This is a genomic window from Vibrio panuliri (genome assembly GCF_009938205.1).
Classification (GTDB): Bacteria; Pseudomonadota; Gammaproteobacteria; order Enterobacterales; family Vibrionaceae; genus Vibrio; species Vibrio panuliri.
In genome coordinates this window covers 1774743-1795712 of the sequence record NZ_AP019654.1, presented here as the reverse complement: position 1 = coordinate 1795712, position 20970 = coordinate 1774743, and the positions used below count along the sequence as shown (strand labels likewise).

Here is a 20970-nt window from a genome sequence, read left to right as displayed (position 1 = left end):
ATGAAAATTGAGACAATCCGACTGGTACTTGGTGACCAACTCAATCATCAACATTCATGGTTTTCGGTGGTCGATCCCCATGTGCTTTATGTTATCGCCGAGCTCAAGCAAGAGACGGGATATGTAAAGCATCATGGCCAAAAGGTCGCCGCCTTCTTTAGTGCCATGGCGCACTTTGCTCAACATCTTCGGGGACACGGGCATCAAGTCGAGTACCTGACGTTAGATCAAAGTGCTGAGTTTGCAGACTTGCCGCAGTTACTTGCGCATTTTATCGAGCACTATCAAGCTAATCTCATCGAGTTTCAGCGACCTGATGAGTACCGTTTATGGCAGCAATTGATGAAGTACTCATGGCAATGTTCGAGCCGATGTGTGGATAGCGAGCATTTTTTACTGCCGTTTGAAGAGATAGGCGATCATTTTTCTGCGGGGAAACATCTTCTGATGGAACGTTTTTATCGTGTCATGCGTAAGCGTTTCGATGTGTTGATGGAGGAGGGGAAACCAGCAGGCGGGAAATGGAATTTTGATGCACGTAATCGCAAAGCGCTTAAAGCGAAAGACCTCGAGCAATTGCCCGCGCCCTTGGTGTTTGCTAATGATGTCACCGAGATAAAACAACGTTTGGAGCGTCATGAGGTAGAGACATTGGGGCAGCTTGATGAACAACTTTTATGGCCTGTGACTCGCAGTCAAAGCCTGAATTTACTCGCTTATTTTTGCCAGCAGTGCCTACCGCGTTTTGGTTGGTTTCAAGACGCGATGACGGATCAACATGACTTCGCTTGGAGCTTGTACCACAGCCGTTTATCCTTCTCTCTCAATGCTAAGTTACTTCATCCTCTTGAAGTGATTGAAACTGCAGTTGCCGCCTATCAAAGCAATGAAGCAATTGATATTGCGCAGGTCGAGGGCTTTGTTCGACAGATTCTAGGCTGGCGTGAGTACGTTCGAGGGGTTTACTGGACAAATATGCCCAAATACAGCGAACTCAATGCGTTGGGTGGAGAGCGCGCACTGCCCAGTTATTTTTGGCATGGCGATACTAGGATGAACTGCATCAAACAAGCGGTCGACCAATCGTTGATGTATGCCTATGCTCACCATATTCAACGATTGATGATTACCGGCAACTTCTGCCTACTTACCGAGATTGACCCAAGCGAGGTGGATGCTTGGTATCTGGGAATTTATGTCGATGCGATTGAGTGGGTAGAGATGCCCAACACACGAGGCATGGCACTGTTTGCAGACGGAGGTATCGTTGGGACTAAGCCATATGCGGCGAGCGGAGCTTATGTCAATCGCATGAGTGATTATTGCAAGTCTTGCCACTACGATGTAAAGCAAAAACTTGAGTCCAACGCCTGTCCACTCAATAGCCTTTACTGGCGCTTTATGCATCGTCATCGTCAACGAATCGGCAACAATCCGCGGATTGGTATGATCTATCGTTCATGGGATGCCATGGATGAAGCCGCGCAACAGCAAGTGCTATTAAAAGCGGAAGAACACCTCACCAACCTTGAACGCCTTTAGCGCTAGGCTTGTAACTCCAGTTCAGGTTGTTTGACGAAACGTTCGCTGAATTCTTGAGCAGTAATTGGCTTTGAAAATAGATAGCCTTGGTAATCGTCACAACCTTCTTGGCAAAGCAGTTGGCGCTGGCTCTCGTATTCAACGCCTTCAGCGATGACCCATTTCCCCATATTGTGACCGAGTTGAACGATGGTTCGAACCAACATATGATCGTGGTGTTCGATAACACAATCATCAACGAATGACTTGTCAATTTTGAGTACATCTATTGGCAAGTGTTTTAGGTAGTTGAGAGATGAGTAGGCAATGCCAAAGTCATCAACCGCTATGGTCACACCTTCATCTTGTAAACGACGGCAAATCTTGGTTACTCGTTCGGTATCTTTCATTAATGTGGTTTCGGTGATTTCAATCTGCAGCAAGTTAGCGGGCAGATTCGTCCGTCGCAAAATGTGGCGAATGTAAGTCAGCAGGTCATCATGGGCAAATTGAACCGTAGAAACGTTAACGGAGACTTGAACATGCATTCCGGCATCATGCCAACGTTTGGCTTGCTCGCAAGCTTCTTTGATCACCCAGCGTCCAATCATGATGATTTGCTTGGTTTTTTCCGCGATGGAGATAAATTCAATTGGACTGATCATCCCCAGTTCTGGGTGTTCCCAGCGGATCAAGGCTTCGGCGCCTTTTACATTTTGGTCTCGCATTGAGACTTTTGGTTGATAATGCAAAACAAACTGGTTGAGGCGAATCGCTTGTTCAAGTTCCACTTCAATTTGATGCGCTCGAATGGTTTCATCTAATAGTGATTCATCGTACCAACGCACACGGTTTTTTCCGGTTGATTTCGCTTTTACCGTCGCGACATCGACGTTTTTCAGCCAAATATCTCTGTTGTTGGTGGCTTTTTTCAGTGAGGAAATGCCCACTGAGAAGGTGACCTGATAAAAGCCTCGGTCAAGTTCGAAATGGAAGCGTTCAGGGCGAGAAATCTCGCGGACGATACCACTCACTTGCTGCTCTATATTGGCCTTCTCCCGCACGACAATAATAAATTCATCGCCCTCCATGCGAAATAGTTCCGCTTTGTTGGTCACCACTTGTTTTAACCGTGTCGCGATAAACTTAAGCAGTTTGTCTGCCTGTTGAGGACCAAATGAATCGTTAACGTCTTTGAAATTATCAATGTCTATTTTGAGCAGTACATGATCAAGATTGCCTTTGTTGCAATCGGCTTGTTCGATAAATTGGTAGAAAGCGCGTCGGTTGGGTAGGTGAGTTAAAACATCGCTTAGGCTATCGTGACGGTATTTGGCAAGTTGCTTGTCAGATTTGATCTTATAGTAGGTCATACTGGTCGCGAAGATGGTGATCAACATCAGTTTGACCGAGTCATCAGCCATTTCGATAAGCCCTTCGCTTGGCACGGAAAAGAAGTAGTGCGATATAAGTAAGACTGCCACCACGATAGGCCAGATGGTGCTGGGGAATAGAATAAGATAGCAAAGCGGCAGCAGTAAAAAGGATTTCTCTATTGCTTCGACTTCCAGTGGCTCAATAACGCCACCAATTAATATGTGCAGAAACGAAAGCAAGGCGAAGAGTTTTCTTCGTTGCAGGTTCTGGGTGAATAGTGCAATCAGCATACCCACTGGAAAAAGAATATAAGAAGTTCCCACCAACTCATGCTGCAAGATGAGGGTGGAACTGATCAGCATCACCGCTGCTATGTAAGCAACTTTGATCAACACGCCAGAGTTTACTAACTTATTTAGCGTAGATTCTCTGTTAATCATTTTGCTTTCCTGGCATCTAATGCTCCTTGCGACACCTATTACGACTTTCGAATTAGCGTAACAACTGATAGAAAACACTACCACGGCGAAATAAAGAAACTATCTCCGCGAAAAGGTTCTTCGAGCAAATTCACAGTCGCTAGAAATAATTGGGACACACTGCTTTAAAATCCATGCTTACGCTTGTTGTTACTATTTTCCCAGAATCTTAACTAGTGAAAATGCCCTGAAGTAGTATGACTCACTAATACTCGTGTTGATCTATTGGTTTTATACCAGGTTGTCGAATACATGCAGTTCGATCCTTTTATCAGCGAAAGGGTAGGAGTCAAGATGGTGGCAAAGAGTAACGCGTCAAGAGCATCTGTTGGGGTTCATGCTTTTGTTCTAGTTCGTTGCTGCGTGACGAATAAAACCACCATTATGATGTCGTTGATTTAATGGCGCTTGATGCAGATATTTTTATTTTACTGTATTTATAAACAGTATTATCTTGACATTACTTTGCGAATAACTATGCTGTATATACAAACAGTGTATGGAGGTGGAGTATGTTGTGGGAAACACTTGAACGCGTAAATCGTGCACGCCAACAAGCAATGGCGAATCCAGAGTACATTAAGTCTGCGCAGGCACACCAAAAAGCGCTACAGCAGCAGTCATATACGTCTGCAGTGAAAGCGGGTCACAAGGCGGCCAGTAAGAAACCGAAAAAGTTAGCTGACATCTATCAGCAAGTAGAGTTTGGCTCTAACCCTTCAGGTCGAGAACACTAACGCAGTGTTCATCTCATTGTTCAACCGCCCTAGCCAGTGCTGGGGCTTTTGTTTTCTAACGTGTTCAGAAGCGTATATATTTTTGTTGAATGTGACGGTCAGCATATAGATGCCATTTGTTTATAAACTTTGGCTTTCAATAGCGGATAGTTATAATAAAATTCGCTATAGAATAAATTGGCTAGTGTTAGGAAATTTCCATGGATGAGTTTGTGCAGAAACGTCGGTACTACAGATTAAAATACCCGCGTCGGGGTAGGCCGGTTGTGCGCATTGATGATCAACTGTTCCACGTGAGTGAAATTTCTGAAAAGGGAATTCGGATTGTGATGAACAACTTCGCCAGTTTGTACCGCGGACTGACTTTAACGGGCACGCTCAACTTGAGTATCGATTATCAAATTCCGGTGAAAGGTAAGGTATTGCGCTTTGATGACAACGAAGTGATTTTGCAACTCGATCAAGGACCATCATTTAAGGATATGGTTGAGCAACAACGTCATGTACGCAATAAGTACCCAGATTTCTTTGCTCGCTTACGTAGCCAAGCTGTGGCATTGAGCCAGTAACTACTCTTCATTCACCTTGATTTCATCAGGGTGTTTTTTTATTAGCGTCAAAAACGGTGAAACCCCAGAGGTGGTAAGTCTCTGGGGTTTCGAATTTTTTAGATATCTCGGATGGTAAGGCCGATAATCTTATATGCAAAAGGCTTGGATTATATCCGATTAATTCCTAGGTAAAGGAATTAGATACGGATGAAGTCCATGTGCTCAACTTTTGGCTTGAAAGCGTGACGTTGAACGTCTTGTGGCTTAACTTTCACTTCAGCACCGTCGATAACTAGGATGATACCTTCGTAGAACTCAGGCTTGTCCATTTGGTTAACGATGTCGTTGTGGTTAAGAACGATTGATACTGGAGCTTCAGAACCACCGTAAACGATAGCAGGGAATTTACCAGCGTGACGTAGGCGGCGGCTCGCACCTTTACCTAGTTCAGTACGTACTACTGCTTCAAATTTCATAGTATTACTCTCGTAAAATAAGTATTGAATTCACGACATAATGCGACCTTATATCGTGCTAAAACGCTGATGGGTAATTGGTAGTTACTTCAACAGCGAGCGCGGATACTATCACTCTATCCCTTGAAGAGCAATACTTTTCCCTTGTGCTTGTTGAGTTTATAGGCGATCGGCTGGAAGAAACTTTAAACCGCACAATTTCTCATCAAAACGGCTTTATTACTGCTCAATAATCTCGCTGTGTAGAGAATAATCAACATCATAGAGATGATTGTAAATATGAACCGGAACTGAACGAATAACTCACGATTGGTTAAGTTAAGCAAGGATAAGCTAGTCCCATAATCCGCCATCACCAAGAGGAAAATAAAGATGGGACCAGTTAGCATTGTAATTATCACATTGAATGAAGAAAAACGTATCGGCCGACTACTTAACGACCTAGCCAAGCAGACGCATCAAGAATTTGAGGTGATTGTGGTTGACTCCAATAGTGACGACAACACACGTCAAGTTGCTGCGGCTTATCAAGGGGCACTACCAAAATTGAGCATCCATAAAATGGAAACTCGCGGCGTTAGTTTGGGGCGTAACACTGGTGCGGCAATGGCGCAATATGAACGCATTCTATTTCTTGATGCGGATGTTCGCTTAGAGAGTCAGTTTTTAGCGAACGCAATCAGCCAACTTGAAGATAAGCAACTTGAAGTGGCAGGTGTATATATGGGCGCGAAAAACTTACCGTTGGTACACAAGTTTGGTTATGGGTTGTTTAACTTTGGCTTGTTTGTCACTCAGTACACGTTCCCAACAGCGGTAGGCGCTTGTATTTTCTCGACCAAACGCGCTCACAATGAGATTGGTGGTTTTGATCTCGATATTAAGCTTTGTGAAGATTGTGACTATGTTAAACGAGCGAGCCGTAGATGGCGTTTCCGCTTTCTGAACCTGACGTTTGGTTTTGACCCTCGCCGCCTAGACCAAGATGGCGTATTTAAAATGGGTATGACTTATTTAAAAGCGAATGTCCGTCGTTTTTTCTTTGGCGAAATGCGTAACAACGAAATGGAATACAAGTTCGGTCACTACAAAGAGCAATAATCAGTTAGAGTCGAGTTATGTTAGATGGGATGAGTTTGTTTATAGGGGCACTGCTTGATGCCCTTATTGGCCCCAATCTCTTTGTGCCGGGGGAGCCGTTCTTGCTTGCCGCAGGCTATCAGCTTCACCAAGGTATATGGACAGGTGTTTTGGCCGTGTTACTTGGTGGATTGATAGGGGATCACGCAAGTTATTGGATAGGGCGATATATCGGTACACCAGCACAGAAAAAGTTAGTCGCGTGGCAACCCAAAACACGTCGTCCAATCGCGCGTTGTCGCCATCTAATGTACAAAAAAGGCAACTACGTGCTCGCGTTTGCGCGTTTGCTTGGGCCAGTTGCATGGGTGGTGCCGTTTATCGCAGGTAGCAACAAGGTGGCATGGGGGCGTTTTTCTCTCTTCTCCTCGGTTGGATTAATACTTGGCGTCGGGCAGTTTGTTATGTGGGGCTACTTATTGGCCTATGGTATCGAGCAATTTCCGTTGCTAAATCAAATCAAATCGGCGTTAGTGGAGCACCAATATACGCTGTTAGCGATTAGCGTAAGCCTGATATTTCTCTATATCGGTCGTAAATTGCGTTGGCGCCTGTTGTTCACCAAATTCACAGCGTTGTTGTTTGGTTTGATGGTTTGGGCGAACTATAGTCACTTTTTCTTTTACTCTGATGATTTTTTGCAATCTCCTAACGGCCAGCAAACAGCGCTGACAACCGTTGAACCGAGTTTATTGGATTACAAGGTGTATCCAGGCGTTTCTAACGTGTTCGATGCGCAAGCAATGAACGTGATATTAATTGGCGAGAATCCGAGAAACTTGATGAGTCAACTTGGCTGGATTGAAAACCAGACATTTTCTCGTAACGATATTGAGCTTGCGGATTATTTCCAACTACTCAAAGACAATACACCACCAGTGTCGGATTTGTTCTGGAACAGCCAGCCGCAAGAAATGGCGTTTCAGTTACCGGGCGATTTGATGCGTCGCAGCCATATTCGATGGTGGCAAGCTGGGGTTGAGATGGAATCTCAGCAACCGATTTGGTTGGGCGCACTGAGCTATGATGACGGCTTACAAGTCACGCCTTACTCTGGAATTGTCACTGTGCTGCATAGTGTGGATCCGAACGTGGATCAGGAACGCGATAAACTTGCTCAGCAAGTAAGCGATAGATTGCAAACTCATAAAGTTGAGTTGGCGGCATTGACTCAGCCGATAGTACTTGATGAAGACCATGAGTATTACACGGATGGGCGCATCTTGGTTATTCGCCCTCAAGTGGTGATGTAATCATTGCTAGACGTGTCGCGCCTTTCAAGGGCGTGACTCAGTTGAACTGCGCGCGAAAATCAGAAGGGGTCATCCCCTTGACCACTTTAAATTGACGATTAAAGTTGGAAAGATTGTTAAAGCCAGATTGCTCAGCAATCAATGCAACGGCGTCTTGCGTGTTGACCAGCATCTCGCATGCTTTACCGATACGAAAGCGCTTAAGGTGCTCGGAGAAACTTTCAAGAAAGTGCCTTTCAAACAAGCGGTAAGCGGAGCTCTCACTGATGTGAAGTGCTTGGCATAAATCGTCAATTTTTATCGGTTTGGCAAAATTCTGTTCGACAAATTGGCGGGCGAGTTCAACTCGACGTGTTGATTCATCATTCAAATCGACATCATATAGGCCATAGGCACTCAGAGAGAGTCTCTGCGATTGAGCATCATCCGCTAAGGCGCTTAATGCTTGTAGCACGCGTATCAGCTGGTGGTGGGGTTCGTACTGCTCAATATTGTTCAGCAATTGATAGACCGTTTCTGCAGTTTCTTCGCTGAATGACAAGCCATACGCTGAATGCTTGGCTAAACGACGCAGGTTCCGTAGCTCAGGCAGTCGTTCAATTAATGACTCAAGCCATTGATGTCGAAACCAAAAAATCAGTGAATAAACATTGTGCTCTTTATCGCTATCAAGCCTACCCGTGAGCATATGAGGTAACCCTGGTCCATAAAGCAGCAAACTGTTGTGTTGTATTTCTCCTATGCTGTCACCAGCAAAGTAACACCCTCTGAACGCCCCTTCGTTATGCCTATAGAGCACTAACTCGTACTCTGAGTGATAGTGCCAAGGGCAGGTGAACTGCTCTTTTTTGGCATCGCAGTAGTACTCTTTTACTTTCCAATGAAAATTGTTTTCGCTGAGTACATTCTCTATGGTGGGTTTCATGCCGCCTCCGTGCAAAACAGAAAAATCTAAGTTAAATCTTTTATCTTATTCAGTCAAAAAATGAATGCCACTTGACGGGAAAGTATCACTATATGAGGGCAAGGCATTAATGGTTTAGTTGGAAATATTATTAGACTAAATGGGTTAACTTATTCTATTTGAACACGTTGATGTGCTGAGCATATATCAAGGTAAAGACTTACCGATGCTCTGGCATGTTAAGGAGATAATTATGTTCAAGACAAAAGAAGCTTTGGTCTTTTTAGTCATGACTTTCTTTGGCGGTATCAGTGGCTCATTTTTCTATCCACTTTCCAGCCTATTTATCATAGAGGCATTGGGCGCAAGTCCTATGATGTTGAGTACTTACATGATCTTATCGATTGTCTCTTCAGTGGCTGTTTCCCAACTTGTTGCCGTGAAGTCAGATCGAGGCTGGAATCGTAAAAGTATTCTCTTGTTCTCACTGTTTTGCTATTTGGTGACGGTGATAGGCTTTAGTTTTATTCGCAATTACTACTTGGCGGTGGGTTTTTCGATGATCTTTGGTAGCTTAAGTGGCGCTACCTTTGGTCAGTTATTTGCCTTAGGGCGAGAGTATGCTGATGAGAATATTGAAGACAGCACCACCTTTTTGTCAGTGATGCGAGCAGGGATTGCAATAGCATGGGTAGTGGGCCCGCCAATTGCGTTTGTCCTTAAAAGTTCGTTTGGTTTTAGTGCATCGTTTCTGGCTGCTGCGGGAGCCACGTTTATAACGCTCGTGTTGGCAGTCCTATACTTGCCAAGTAGCGTGATAAAAAAGCAAGACAAAGAAGAACCGCCGACACAAGGCGTGGTCGGTGCAACCGTGGTTTTGTTTAGTGTTGCACTTATTTTTATGTTTAGTGCCAACAACTTATACGTGATCACTATGCCTATCTATCTGTCGCAAGAGCTAAAAGTGGATGCGAGTTGGGTAGGCTATATGTTTGGTATGGCGGCGCTATGTGAAATCCCTTTTATGCTTAAAGCGGGTCGACTTGCGGCACGTTATGGCATTATGAAACTTTTAGCGTTATCGCTGGTGTGTGGTTGCTTGTTTTTTATCGCAATGCTCACTGTTACTGAGTTTTGGCAATTGCTTTCTATCCAAATATTGAATGGCATATTTATCGGTATCACAGCGACACTTGGTATGGTTGCGATGCAAGATATGATGAAAGACCGTTTAGGAACGGCATCGACACTTTTTTCGAATCTGCTCCAAGTCTCGATGCTTATCTCTAGTTTATCGATTGGGGTGGTTGGCGAGATGTATAACTACCGTGCCGCGTTCTACGTTTCGCTTGGTTTAGCGGTCAGTTCTTTGCTTGTGCTGCAGTACTTTGTTTATCAGGAAAACAATGCTCACAAGCGCGCACTGACTCAACCAGTAGGGTAGGTTTATGTATGTAGCTCGCCTGACGGCGAGCTTTTTGCTGGGTAATTAGTGGGAAACTTTCATGGTCAGGGTCGCTTTTAGCCCACCCATAGAGCTGCGTTGTAAACTTAAAGCCCCGCGGTAACTGTGAGCCATTTCATTGACGATATTTAAGCCCAGTCCTGTTCCTGGGGTTGTTTCGTCTAATCGGACGCCGCGTTTGATAGCATGTTCCAACTGGTCTTCTGGAATGCCGGGGCCATCATCTTCAATAATGATATTCACGTTGTTGTCGTCGATGGTTTCGGTATAAACACGAATGATACTATTCGCCCACTTATAACCATTTTCCAATAGGTTACCTACCATCTCATCAAGATCGGTCTGTTCGACAGAAACTTCGAGTTCGGAATCAATCTCGTTGATTAGCGTCACTTCACGCTCGGCGTAAACTTTATCAAATGCCATTGAAATCGCATCAATACGTTCGGCAGGTGAAGCTTTCACGGAGAGGATATTCATCGAACCTGCCATACGAGCGCGGCCTAAGTGGTAATCGATTTGGCCTTGAATTTGATCAACGGGCTCACGTAGTTGCTGTTGGCTTTCTGGTGGAAGGTGTTGAATTTCATTCTTTAACACGGAAAGTGGCGTTTTTAATGCGTGTGACAAATTGCCCGCGTGGTGGCGAGCACGCTCGAGCAGTTCCTGATAGTGAAACAGTAACGCGTTTAGGTCTAATACCACCGGAGCGATGTCTCGTGGATAATCATCACCCAGAGCAGTGCGTTCTCCTTGACGAAGTTGACTTAGCTCGCGGTGCATTTTGGTTAATGGACTCAGAGACCAGGCAATTTGAATTAAGATAACCGCAAGCACGCCAAAATAGAGCAGGGCAAGAATAATCCATAGTTCTCCCATCAATGCTGCGACGGTATCTTCAATGGGTTGCTCGTCAATGCCGACTAGAATCGAGATTGGCTTGTTATATTCAGGGAAGTACAGCGAACTTTCGATATAAATTAGTGGTTCTTGTTTCGCTCCCATCGCTTCCTTCTTTTTCTTGTTAAAGTCGATGGTTCGATCCCACAAAGAGCGTGAGCGAATTTGACTGTCAGCCGTCGATGCGGACCAATACAAACCGCTGTACGGCTGTGAAAAGCGCGGATCTGATAGCTGAGTTGAGAGGGTAAGTTGGCCGTTTTTATCGACTTCTAAGTTGCCCGTGATCTCATCCATGTAGATTGAGAGTTGCGACTTGGTATCGGCGACCATGTATTGGTACACCTGACTGGGAACCATAACACCTGCGGCTATAATCATTGCCGTCAACCAAACGATAGCCGCCAGAACTAGGCGGCTTTTCAAGCTGAGTTGTCTTAGTAGAGAGAGCGTTTTACTCAGCATTCAATTGGTATCCCAACCCGCGTACTGTTTTGATAATGTTTGGCGCAATTTTTTTGCGAATACGACCGATGAAAACTTCGATAGTGTTTGAGTCACGATCAAAGTCTTGTTTATAAATATGTTCGACCAGTTCGGTGCGAGAGATCACTTTGTCAGCGTTGTGCATGAAATAGGCAACCACTTTGTACTCAAGTGCGGTTAAACTGACCGCTTCACCTTGCCACATCACTTTTGACGTGCGGGTATCCAAGCTTAAGTTTCCGACTTGCATAACGGGCGACGCATTACCTGACGCTCTGCGTAACTGTGCGCGAATACGTGCTGTTAATTCAACCATTTCGAAAGGTTTGGTAAGGTAATCATCGGCACCAGCGTTTAACCCTTCAACGCGTTGCGTTAAGGTGTCGCGGGCGCTTAGGATCACAACGGGTGTGTTGATGTTTTCATCACGAATACCCTTGAGCACCGTTAAGCCATCCAGTTTAGGTAAACCGAGATCGAGCACAATCACGTCCCACTCTTCAGATGTGGCGCGATAGAGTGCGTCGATGCCATCTTGAGACAGTTCTGGAACCCAACCAGTCTGCTCCAACGCTTCAATAATTTGCTCGCCTAAACGAGGCTCATCTTCCACTACCAGTATTTTCATTGTTTTAGTCTTCTGTATTTTTGAGTGCTTTCTTTATGTTGCGACCGCGGATTTCAATCATTTCTAATGTCTCCGCGTTGTACTCAACTTTGATGATATTGTTGTTGTAGTTAATTTTTAGCTCATAAACCCACAGGTCGTCGTCTTCTTCTAGCTCGACTTTGATGATTCGTCCATGAAGATCTCGCTCTACAGCCGCATACATTTCTGAGAATGGTCGAATGTAACCTTTCTGTACCGCTTCGTAGACTTCGTCTTGGTCTTCTTCAAATTCTACTTTGGTACCGGGCTTTTCTACATCACGAACAAGTTCATGACCATTATCATGTTGGTGAGCATAACTTGGGAAAGCGAGTATGCCACAACCAACAAATGCTACTAGGCTGATAAACAGCTTTTTAAACATAGCGTTACCTTCGCTCGATTTTTCTGATTCGTTACTAAGTACCGCACAACTTGACGTCTGCGCTACCTGATATTGATTAAAACTCAAATTGGCTTGAAGCTTTAGGTAAATTATAAAGCGTTCAACATGAACACAAAGTGAATTCGCTAAACTTTGATGTCGATGTTGTCTTTTTGCCGCTCTCATTACATTTGGCTTAACTCATCGTCAAAGATTTTGTCGCGCATTTTCCAAAAACGTCCCACTTTCCGTGCAATCACAAACTGAGGTGGGCGAAAACGGTGTTGATGAGCAACCACTTTAGAAGGTGATGACTCAGCAAAAGGACGATGTTTATCGGCGAGATGCGGGCGAACAAACTGCGCATAAAAACGTTCTTTTTGCTTAGCGGTTGTTAACGGCCAAAACTCATGAACCGCAGCTTGGTTGTCACCGTGATAGGTCACTTTGAGCTGGTTTTTGCCTTTTTCATCTTTAAAGGTCGATAACACCATATCTACGCATTCAAATACCAATGCATCTTTTAGATTTAATGCCTCTTTAAGCTTCTTGTCTGGGTCGACAAGAGTCGCATCGCACTCATGACAAATTCGCGCGGCAATATCGTTGTCTGCACCACATTCGCCACAGTATTTGGCACGAAAACGATAGCCACAGTGTTCACGTTCACCAGTTTCATCGTCTTCAAAATAGCCCTGACAGCGGCGACCAAAATGCTCAAGCAGAAAGCCATTGCTGTCGAGCTTTCCCCAAAAATTGTTGTTAAAACCGCAAGCGGGGCAGGGGATAGTGATGATTTCGCTGTCCGAATCAGGTTTGGGATTGCCCACTTCAGGCTGATAAAGATCGTAGCTATTGCCAGCATAGTCCAGCACTAAGCACTCTTCTTTACCCGGAGATAAGCGTAAACCGCGTCCAACAATTTGCTGATATAGGCTAATAGACTCTGTTGGGCGCAGAATCGCAATGAGATCGACATGAGGGGCGTCAAAGCCGGTAGTCAATACAGAGACATTGACCAAGTATTTAATTTTCTGGTCTTTAAACTGCTGGATAATAGCGTCGCGCTCTGGTGTTGGGGTATCACCGATCACAATCGCAGCCTGTCCTTCGGGCAACAAGGTATAGATCTCTTGAGCGTGGCGCACGGTCGCAGCAAACACCATAATGCCCTTTTTGTTGTTTGCCATTTGGATGATCTGCTGAACAATTTGTGGTGTCGCGCGTTTGGCTTGATCAATCACCATATCCAATTCAGACTCTTTATAGCGACCTGTACTGGCGGGTTTGAGTTGAGAAAAGTCATAGCTGAGAACGGGCGCATCCATCATTTTCGCAGGGGTTAAAAAGCCTTCATCAAGCAAGTAGCGAATGGGTAACTCAAAGATGCAGTCACGGAAAAAACGCGCCTCTTCACTGCGAACTTGCCCGCGAGTGTGATACTGATATAGCCAACCAATTCCCAATCGATAAGGGGTCGCAGTGAGTCCAAGTACTTTCATCCCTGGATTAAGCTCACGCAAATGAGAAATGACCTTCTGATAACTGGAGTTTTCATCTTCTGGTACTCGGTGGCACTCATCAATGACCAGTAGTGAAAATTGATCTTTAAAGGCGTCGAGATTTCTTACCACCGATTGTACGGAAGCAAAGACGACTTGTTGGTCAGTCTCTTTACGTCCCAACCCCGCAGAGAAAATTGCGCCAGTTAATCCATACCCTTCATATTTTGCATGATTCTGCTCGACGAGCTCTTTTACGTGGGCAAGCACCAATACACGCCCTCGCGCTAGCCTCGCCAGCTCTGCGATCACTAAGCTTTTTCCAGCGCCGGTGGGTAAGACAATCACCGCGGGTGTGGTGTGTTTTCGAAAGTAGTGGATTACCGCTTTGACGGAATCTGCTTGATAAGGACGCAGGGTGTACATAAATTCTGTGAAATAGCTCAACTATTTGTTTTAGGCACTCTATAATAGCGCAGCAAACTAAGTTGAGGTATCCATGCAATCAAATAAAGCGCAATCAAACCAAGCGTCAGCAAACAAACAGTCAGCAAAAGTGCGTTTAGATAAGTTTCTTTGTGACGCGCTCGGAGCAACGCGCAAAGAAGCGACGAAAATCATCAAAAGCGGTGATGTCACCGTCAACGATGAAGTTGTTAAAAGTGGCGCAATTAAAGTGACAGAGACATGTGTCGTTGAATGGCAGGGGCGTGAAATTCAAAAACAAGGCCCACGTTACATCATGTTGTACAAGCCAGATGGTTTCGTTTGCTCACATGAAGACGGTTTTAACCACACTGCATTTGTGTTGCTTGATGAAGTGAAGATGGAAGATTTGCATTTTGCTGGTCGTCTAGATGTGGATACCACAGGTTTAGTTCTGATCACGGATGATGGTCAATGGTCGCACCGAATTACCTCACCAAAACATAAATGCGCAAAAACATACCGCGTTTGGCTTGCTGATGCGATCGGCGATGACTACGCCGAGAAACTGGCACAAGGTATTGAACTGCGTAATGAAAAAGAAGCCACGTTGCCGGCGAGCATGGAAATTGTCGATGCGTCGAACAACGAACTTCTGTTGACGATAACGGAAGGTAAGTACCATCAAGTTAAGCGTATGTTCGCTGCCCTCGGCAACAAAGTGGACCAGCTTCATCGTGAACGAATTGGCAATATTGTATTGGATGATGCACTAGAGCCTGGCGAATATCGCTATCTCACACAAGAAGAAGTGGATTCTGTGTGGTCATAAGCGTCATTGCGGAGATAGCGCCCTTAATGACCCAAAAATATCGCGAGAAAAGCGCGTTGTAGTGCTTAATTTGCTAGCAATTTTTGTGATTTTCGTCGAGGATAGGCGAATACCCATGCAAATTCATTGACAAGTATAATTGGTGCTTTTGTGAGCAGCGAAAGCATCATGAAAATTGATAATAATAAAGGGCTTGGGTTGTTACATCATGGAAGAGTTTTGTCTCAATTATGCACGGATGCCGCAAGGAGTGTGGCAGCCTAAATGCACAAACTAGGAGACGTATGTCTAACACTGCAACACAACATGCCAGTGCCCCACAAATTAGTTTTCTTTTATTCCTTGTCTTGGGGGCGATTGGCGCATTAACGCCATTAGCGATTGATATGTATCTACCCGCGATGCCAACGATTGCACGCGATTTAGGGGTAGGTGCGGGTGACGTGCAGTTTACTTTAACTGCGTACACCGCCGGTTTTGCATTGGGTCAGTTGATCCATGGCCCGCTAGCAGACAGTTTTGGTCGCAGACCAGTGCTGTTACTGGGTGTGCTGTTTTTTGGCTTAGCTGCTGTCGTCAGTGCGACCACCACAGGGATTGATGCACTGACTTGGGTGCGTACTGCGCAGGGTTTTGCTGGTGCAGCGGCGGCTGTTATTATTCAAGCGGTTGTTCGTGACATGTTTGACCGTGAAGATTTTGCCCGTGCGATGTCTTTTGTTACTTTGGTCATTACCATTGCACCACTGATTGCGCCGATGATTGGCGGTTACTTGGCAATATGGTTTGGCTGGCGTTCAATTTTTTGGGTGTTGGCTATCTTTGCGGCGATCGTCATTTTACTCGTGTTATGGAAAATCCCAGAAACCTTAACCGAAGAGAAGCGACAACCACTCCGTTTGGCAACGACCTTGCGAAACTACATGCGGTTATGTCGTAATCCAGTAGGGATGGGGCTCGTACTTTCAGGGGCATTCTCATTCGCAGGGATGTTTGCTTTCTTGACCGCGGGTTCATTTGTTTATATCGATATTTATGGTGTGCGCCCCGATCACTTTGGCTATCTGTTTGGCTTGAACATTATCGCGATGATCATCATGACGAGTATTAACGGTCGTATGGTGAAGAAGGTGGGCTCGCATGCCATGTTGCGTTTTGGCTTATGGGTGCAACTGGCTGCCGGTATCGGTCTATTTACCGCATGGTCTCTAGATTTTGGGCTGTGGGGTATCGTTTTATTTGTGGTGTTGTACATCGGTACATTGTCGACCATCGGCAGTAACGCAATGGCTCTACTGCTAAGTGGTTACCCAACGATGGCTGGTACCGCTTCTTCATTGGCGGGTACGCTGCGTTTTGGTATTGGCTCTATCATCGGCGCCATCGTTGCCGCATTGCCAAATGGCGTTGCTTGGCCGATGATTTTAGTCATGACGGCATGCTCTGTTTTGTCTGCCGCGTTTTATTGGTTATACGGAAGAAAGGCTTAATGGCTCAATATACAGTTGAAATTCAAAGGCTGGTTAATACTGCGTTAGCAGAGATTCACGCTGAACATCAAGCGAAGAGATTGGCGAATGCGCCAGTAGCGAACAACAATTTTATGATTCGCTGGGTAACAAAGGCGCTGAAAGGCCAACGTTTTCATCGTTGTGTCGTTGATGACCTGACCCGATGGCAAAAAGCAGGGCGTACTAAAGGTAATGACTCGAACTTGATGTTTACCTTTGAGCGAATTGCGGCGTTCTATCGAGATTTCTTTCCAGCTGATCAAGCTGCGAGAGTGATTAAAGATAGTGAAATTGATGCGTTTCTTGATGGGATGGAGCAACAAGACTGGGAAGTGACTACTTCGGAAGAGCTGGTGGGTGTGGGTAAGGTTCAGATTTTTACTGAAGGACCAAACTCGCTGGCACTGTGCACTGAACAGTGTGAGAATTGCTTTGATGGTGAAAAATTAGTGAAGCCAATGAGTTGGTTTGTTCGTGGCAATCACGCAATGTTTGTTGAAGCGGCGACTAAAGCTGGGTTTATGGTACATAAAGTGACTGACTATAAATCTAACGTGAAATACCATGGCGAATATTTGATCTACCCTGAGAACCAAGGCTCTCAACTAGCTGAAATCCCGATCAGCTATCAAGTCGCAAAATAGCCATCTAAACAAAAGCTTCCTTAGGGAAGCTTTTGTCATATTTAGACATCCTTCAGCTTCCCAACTCAATGGCATTGCAAGTCTCGCTGCATCTCTTGTTTTGACGTGTAACCGTAGTATTTCCACAACTTGTTAGCATGGATTCGGTAGCCATAAACGGCTTCTTTGGCCCATTCTCTTCGGGTGCGATGAACCGCGGCTTTAAGTTGATTGACTAGTTTGAACATAACGTTAATCCCGTGTTGTGATGATAGAGTTATTCTAACGACGCATCGGTTCCCTAAGTAATTAATGGCTATCAACAATCAATACTATTCGATTGGAATTTGCATATAATGAGCAAATTGGGGGTATATCAGTACCAAATGGATGTGTTATGAAGGGAAAGTTAGAAAGAGTTCCACAACGAGTCGGGGCTTCATGGCGCTACAGAAAAATTGTTGAGTCGAGTAAGAGTTATGGTTGGCATCGACATGAAGAGTATGAGATCGCCATTCATCGCCATTTTTCAGGTAGCTGTTTTGTCGGTAATTGCCTGACGGACGTCACTCATAACCATATGGTGTTGATTGGTACAGGGTTGCCTCATGCCATTTATTCCAACCCGTCTATATCAGAGAAACGATGTGAAACCCATGTGATTTGGTTCCGCAAGCGATGGATCGAGACAATGATTGAACATTGTGAGGAACTTAAGCCGTTACGAGTGTTGCTTGAAGATGCCAGTCGAGGCGTGCAGTTTTCGCACCAGACGGCTGAAAAAGTCGTTAACTTGCTTGATGGGGTTTGTGATTGTTCGCCACCCTTGCAACTGGCGCGTTTAATGGCGGTGTTTGCACTCATGTTGGAGGACAGCAATGCGGTTCGCTTAATGAACCCGTATTCCGCTCAACCGATAAGCGAAAGTAACAGAAATGCTCATCTTGAGAAAATAGATCAATATTTACTCAGCCAGTTTGATCAAGCGATTTCAACTCAGACACTCGCCGACTACCTTTATTTAAGTGAAAGTAGTGTTCGACGGATATTTGCCCAGCATTTCAAAGAGAGTTTTAGCCAGCGTTTGCAGAAGATTCGCATTAATGTTGCGTGTGATTTGCTTGCTAATACAGATTTGCCGGTGGGTTTGATCATTGAGAGAGTGGGTTACGATAATCAAGCCAACTTTAACCGCCAGTTTAAGCGGTACAAGTTGACTACGCCTCGCGCATATCGTCAATCGATGACAAGACAACGTTAGCGAGGCGTAACAGAGAACAGTTATTTCGTATGGAAAATCTGCTCCGTTTCAAGCGCTGTCATTGCACGAATTTGGCGCCATAAGTAATAGAAGATACCTAGCATCATCAACATACTAGGGATTGCGATAATCGGGTAACTGTATAAGGTCAGTTTGCCCAATTCTTCATTGAATGCTGTGGTACCTGCTGGGCTAGTCACAATCCAAGTTGCGAGGAAGTAGTTCATCGCAGAAGAGAAGGCAAAGGTGCTGGCAAAGAGATAGTTGGATGACATTAAACAGCGTTCAAACTGCTCTTGTTTACCATGAATCTTGAGTCGTTCGGTGATCAATGTGAGGTTTAATACTGTGTCGTTGAGAATCACTTTCTGCATAAAAGGGTAACGGGTAAACGTAGAGGCTAAAACGGCTAAGCCTATTAATCCCGGAATTAACGCTTCTTTAAGTGCTAGCCAGCGCGTGTCTAACTCAAGCAAACCTATCCCGCCTGTTAGCAATACACTGACAAAACCTAACGCTGCGATAAAGTTGAATTTTTTGTTGCGGATTAAATCCATACCGCCATAAGCAATGGGGAACGCTAATGCGACAACAAGGGCTAATGCAGTGCCTAAATGCTCATCACCACTAAACTTCATCAAAATAAATGAGGGGATAAAGACGTTAAACAGGATCTCGAAAAGTGGATTGGATTTTTTCGTATCGGTGTGGCTCATAATATTCTACTGGTTTACTTGTTTGTACTTGAGTCAGTGGCAATGCTCTGAATCCTGCATCTTGAAGCCACTTGAGTATAGATGTAAAGAACAAATGTCTCGAGTTATGTAACGATATATGTAGTTGTTCGCTTGTTCTGTACCCAAATTGGGGCTTTGGGGCGTGATAATTTTAGTGGGTAGTCTCGCTCCTTTGGGCACCGAAAACAGTGGCTAGACAAACGCAAGGTTACATCGTTTGGCTAACATTGTATTCTACCTGATTGAAAAGATTGAATAATACGCAAGGGATTCAATTTGCTAGAATTAAAGACAATAGGATTATTTTTGGTCACTGCGCTGGCAGAAATTTTGGGGTGTTACTTACCTTATCTCTGGTTGAGAGAAGATAAATCAGTATGGCTGTTATTGCCGGCTGCTTTTTTCTTGGCACTTTTTGCTTGGTTACTATCCCTTCACCCTACGGCTGCTGGTAGAGTTTACGCCGCTTATGGGGGCGTTTATATATTTGTTGCAATAATTTGGTTGTGGGCAGTTGATGGTATTCGTCCTACCGGTTGGGACATCTTAGGTGTTTCGGTGGCGATGTTAGGTATGGCTATTATTATGTTTGCGCCTCGCGGAGCTTAACTCGTTTCGCGTAGATAGATGAAGAGCTCAAACTCTGCAAACAGAGTTGAGCTCGAGTGTATGCTAAAAGGTAATAGCCAACAGTGATGCGTTACTCTATACGAACCCCGTTAGCACTATTTCGCTTCTAGTTAGAAGTAGTACGACACGCCAAACTCAAATTTATGGTCGTTGTCTTTGTAATCCAGTGCAGAGTGTTTTACATCCATATCAGTGCGTGTGTAAGTGTGCGAGGCTTCCACCCACCATTTGCCGTCTGCTGAGATAGGTTGACCGTAGCCAGTTTTTACTTTGAAGACATTAGCCGACAATTTGTTGTCTTTTACTGCGCTGTCTTTAGGTGTGCCGTCTAGGTGCATAAACTGCGGTTGTAACACCACATATTCACCTGCATCACCGACCGATAGCGAACCAAATAGGTTAACTTGGTAACCTGATAGGTCGATTTTCTTTTTGCCAACCTCATGCTCGCCTTGTGCTTTACCCTTAACGTAAGCCACGTTTGGGAAAATAGATAGGTTCTCCCAAGGTGTTTTCACTTTTGCAATTGCGCCAAGAGCAACAATGTCTGTACCTAAGCCGTTTGATTTCTCCCAGCCTTTCATGTAATCAACCGAAAAACCCGCTTGCGGCATGCCTGCAAGACCAGTGTCAAGCACTTGGAAGTAGCGTAGGCGCGAGTTTTGATCCTTTTTTTCAAACTCATTACTTTTGGTTGCTGAACTGTGCTCAACCAGCCCCATAAACACGTTACCTTCAGAGTATTGACCAGCAAGACCAACCATTCCCTTTAGCGAACCGTCGTTATCGACAGTACCAAATGCAAACGAGTTTACTTGGGTTAGATCGCTTGGGTCAGGCGCATTGTCTGATGCGATTACTGGTGAGGCGATAGCAGCCACTGCAAGTGCTAATGCGAGTTTTTTCATTATGAATTACCTATTAGTAAATTGGCGGCTAGGTGACCCAGCCTTTGTGAACAGGAAATAAGTTCTTAACCACTTGAGTTGTTGAAATATCATTGTTGATTTAAATGTTTCAAAAAAGTGTTCCGCAACAACTTTTGTGTCATATGTGATTCTATAGTTGCAATGCTATCTATGAATTCATTTCAAATCAAAACAAAAAATCAATTATGATTAATTA

The 20970-nt window shown here is 44.7% G+C and carries 21 protein-coding genes; 11 read left to right on the top strand and 10 right to left on the bottom strand.

What is annotated here, in order from left to right:
- Positions 1–1542: a cryptochrome/photolyase family protein gene (locus tag GZK95_RS08155; protein WP_075715622.1), complete on the top strand. Its 1542-nt coding sequence runs from the start codon at positions 1–3 to the stop codon at positions 1540–1542.
- 2 nt (positions 1543–1544) lie between these two features.
- On the opposite strand, the gene GZK95_RS08150 is transcribed toward GZK95_RS08155, so the two are convergent.
- Positions 1545–3338 (bottom strand): putative bifunctional diguanylate cyclase/phosphodiesterase, encoded by a 1794-nt coding sequence (locus tag GZK95_RS08150; protein WP_075715623.1) that lies wholly within the window; start codon positions 3336–3338, stop codon positions 1545–1547.
- A 551-nt stretch (positions 3339–3889) separates the two neighbouring features.
- Between GZK95_RS08150 and GZK95_RS08145 the strand changes: the two genes are divergently transcribed.
- Complete coding sequence (locus GZK95_RS08145; protein ID WP_075707586.1) at positions 3890–4114, top strand: hypothetical protein; 225 nt, start codon at positions 3890–3892, stop codon at positions 4112–4114.
- A gap of 200 nt (positions 4115–4314) precedes the next feature.
- Complete coding sequence (locus tag GZK95_RS08140) at positions 4315–4683, top strand: PilZ domain-containing protein (RefSeq protein WP_075707584.1); 369 nt, start codon at positions 4315–4317, stop codon at positions 4681–4683.
- 179 nt (positions 4684–4862) lie between these two features.
- Here the strand turns inward: GZK95_RS08140 and rplY are convergent, their stop codons facing one another.
- A complete protein-coding gene (gene rplY / locus GZK95_RS08135) occupies positions 4863–5141 on the bottom strand; it encodes a 50S ribosomal protein L25 (protein WP_075707582.1) in 279 nt (92 codons plus the stop codon).
- A gap of 372 nt (positions 5142–5513) precedes the next feature.
- Between rplY and GZK95_RS08130 the strand changes: the two genes are divergently transcribed.
- Both GZK95_RS08130 and GZK95_RS08125 read left to right on the top strand, forming a co-directional pair.
- Positions 5514–6242 carry a glycosyltransferase family 2 protein gene (locus tag GZK95_RS08130; protein ID WP_075707580.1) on the top strand — a complete coding sequence of 243 codons (729 nt, stop codon included), beginning with the start codon at positions 5514–5516 and terminating at the stop codon, positions 6240–6242.
- A 17-nt stretch (positions 6243–6259) separates the two neighbouring features.
- Positions 6260–7534: an LssY C-terminal domain-containing protein gene (locus GZK95_RS08125; protein WP_075716500.1), complete on the top strand. Its 1275-nt coding sequence runs from the start codon at positions 6260–6262 to the stop codon at positions 7532–7534.
- Positions 7535–7571: 37 nt separating this feature from the next.
- Here the strand turns inward: GZK95_RS08125 and GZK95_RS08120 are convergent, their stop codons facing one another.
- Entirely contained in the window at positions 7572–8459 is an 888-nt protein-coding gene (locus GZK95_RS08120; RefSeq protein WP_075707576.1) for an AraC family transcriptional regulator, read from the bottom strand.
- A 232-nt stretch (positions 8460–8691) separates the two neighbouring features.
- Between GZK95_RS08120 and GZK95_RS08115 the strand changes: the two genes are divergently transcribed.
- Entirely contained in the window at positions 8692–9882 is a 1191-nt protein-coding gene (locus GZK95_RS08115) for a sugar efflux transporter (RefSeq protein WP_075716501.1), read from the top strand.
- Between the two features lie 45 nt (positions 9883–9927).
- On the opposite strand, the gene GZK95_RS08110 is transcribed toward GZK95_RS08115, so the two are convergent.
- The 4 genes from GZK95_RS08110 to GZK95_RS08095 form a co-directional block, all read right to left on the bottom strand.
- Complete coding sequence (locus GZK95_RS08110; RefSeq protein WP_075716502.1) at positions 9928–11268, bottom strand: ATP-binding protein; 1341 nt, start codon at positions 11266–11268, stop codon at positions 9928–9930.
- Entirely contained in the window at positions 11258–11917 is a 660-nt protein-coding gene (locus GZK95_RS08105; RefSeq protein ID WP_075707571.1) for a response regulator transcription factor, read from the bottom strand. Before GZK95_RS08105 ends, GZK95_RS08110 begins: the two co-directional genes overlap by 11 nt.
- 4 nt (positions 11918–11921) lie before the next feature.
- Positions 11922–12323: a PepSY domain-containing protein gene (locus GZK95_RS08100; protein WP_075708601.1), complete on the bottom strand. Its 402-nt coding sequence runs from the start codon at positions 12321–12323 to the stop codon at positions 11922–11924.
- Between the two features lie 185 nt (positions 12324–12508).
- On the bottom strand, positions 12509–14251 hold the full coding sequence (locus tag GZK95_RS08095; RefSeq protein WP_075716503.1) for a DEAD/DEAH box helicase: 1743 nt from the start codon (positions 14249–14251) through the stop codon (positions 12509–12511).
- A 130-nt stretch (positions 14252–14381) separates the two neighbouring features.
- On the opposite strand from GZK95_RS08095, the gene rsuA reads away from it, so the two are divergent.
- The 3 genes from rsuA to GZK95_RS08080 all read left to right on the top strand — a co-directional run bounded on the left by rsuA (position 14382) and on the right by GZK95_RS08080 (position 17238).
- A complete protein-coding gene (rsuA, locus tag GZK95_RS08090) occupies positions 14382–15083 on the top strand; it encodes a 16S rRNA pseudouridine(516) synthase RsuA (RefSeq protein ID WP_075716509.1) in 702 nt (233 codons plus the stop codon).
- 284 nt (positions 15084–15367) lie between these two features.
- Positions 15368–16573 (top strand): Bcr/CflA family multidrug efflux MFS transporter, encoded by a 1206-nt coding sequence (locus GZK95_RS08085; protein ID WP_075707567.1) that lies wholly within the window; start codon positions 15368–15370, stop codon positions 16571–16573.
- Positions 16573–17238 carry a DUF2913 family protein gene (locus GZK95_RS08080; RefSeq protein ID WP_075716504.1) on the top strand — a complete coding sequence of 222 codons (666 nt, stop codon included), beginning with the start codon at positions 16573–16575 and terminating at the stop codon, positions 17236–17238. Before GZK95_RS08085 ends, GZK95_RS08080 begins: the two co-directional genes overlap by 1 nt.
- 65 nt (positions 17239–17303) lie before the next feature.
- Here the strand turns inward: GZK95_RS08080 and GZK95_RS08075 are convergent, their stop codons facing one another.
- Entirely contained in the window at positions 17304–17465 is a 162-nt protein-coding gene (locus tag GZK95_RS08075) for a hypothetical protein (protein ID WP_161987205.1), read from the bottom strand.
- Between the two features lie 149 nt (positions 17466–17614).
- On the opposite strand from GZK95_RS08075, the gene GZK95_RS08070 reads away from it, so the two are divergent.
- Entirely contained in the window at positions 17615–18478 is an 864-nt protein-coding gene (locus tag GZK95_RS08070) for a helix-turn-helix domain-containing protein (protein ID WP_075716505.1), read from the top strand.
- 20 nt (positions 18479–18498) lie between these two features.
- Here GZK95_RS08070 and GZK95_RS08065 read toward each other — a convergent pair whose 3' ends face one another.
- Entirely contained in the window at positions 18499–19194 is a 696-nt protein-coding gene (locus GZK95_RS08065) for a VC0807 family protein (protein ID WP_075716506.1), read from the bottom strand.
- Between the two features lie 297 nt (positions 19195–19491).
- On the opposite strand from GZK95_RS08065, the gene GZK95_RS08060 reads away from it, so the two are divergent.
- The gene (locus GZK95_RS08060) at positions 19492–19824 is read left to right on the top strand and encodes a YnfA family protein (RefSeq protein WP_075716507.1); all 333 of its coding nucleotides are present in this window, start codon (positions 19492–19494) and stop codon (positions 19822–19824) included.
- A gap of 131 nt (positions 19825–19955) precedes the next feature.
- On the opposite strand, the gene GZK95_RS08055 is transcribed toward GZK95_RS08060, so the two are convergent.
- Positions 19956–20753 carry a hypothetical protein gene (locus tag GZK95_RS08055; protein WP_075716508.1) on the bottom strand — a complete coding sequence of 266 codons (798 nt, stop codon included), beginning with the start codon at positions 20751–20753 and terminating at the stop codon, positions 19956–19958.
- Between the last annotated feature and the right edge of the window lie 217 nt (positions 20754–20970).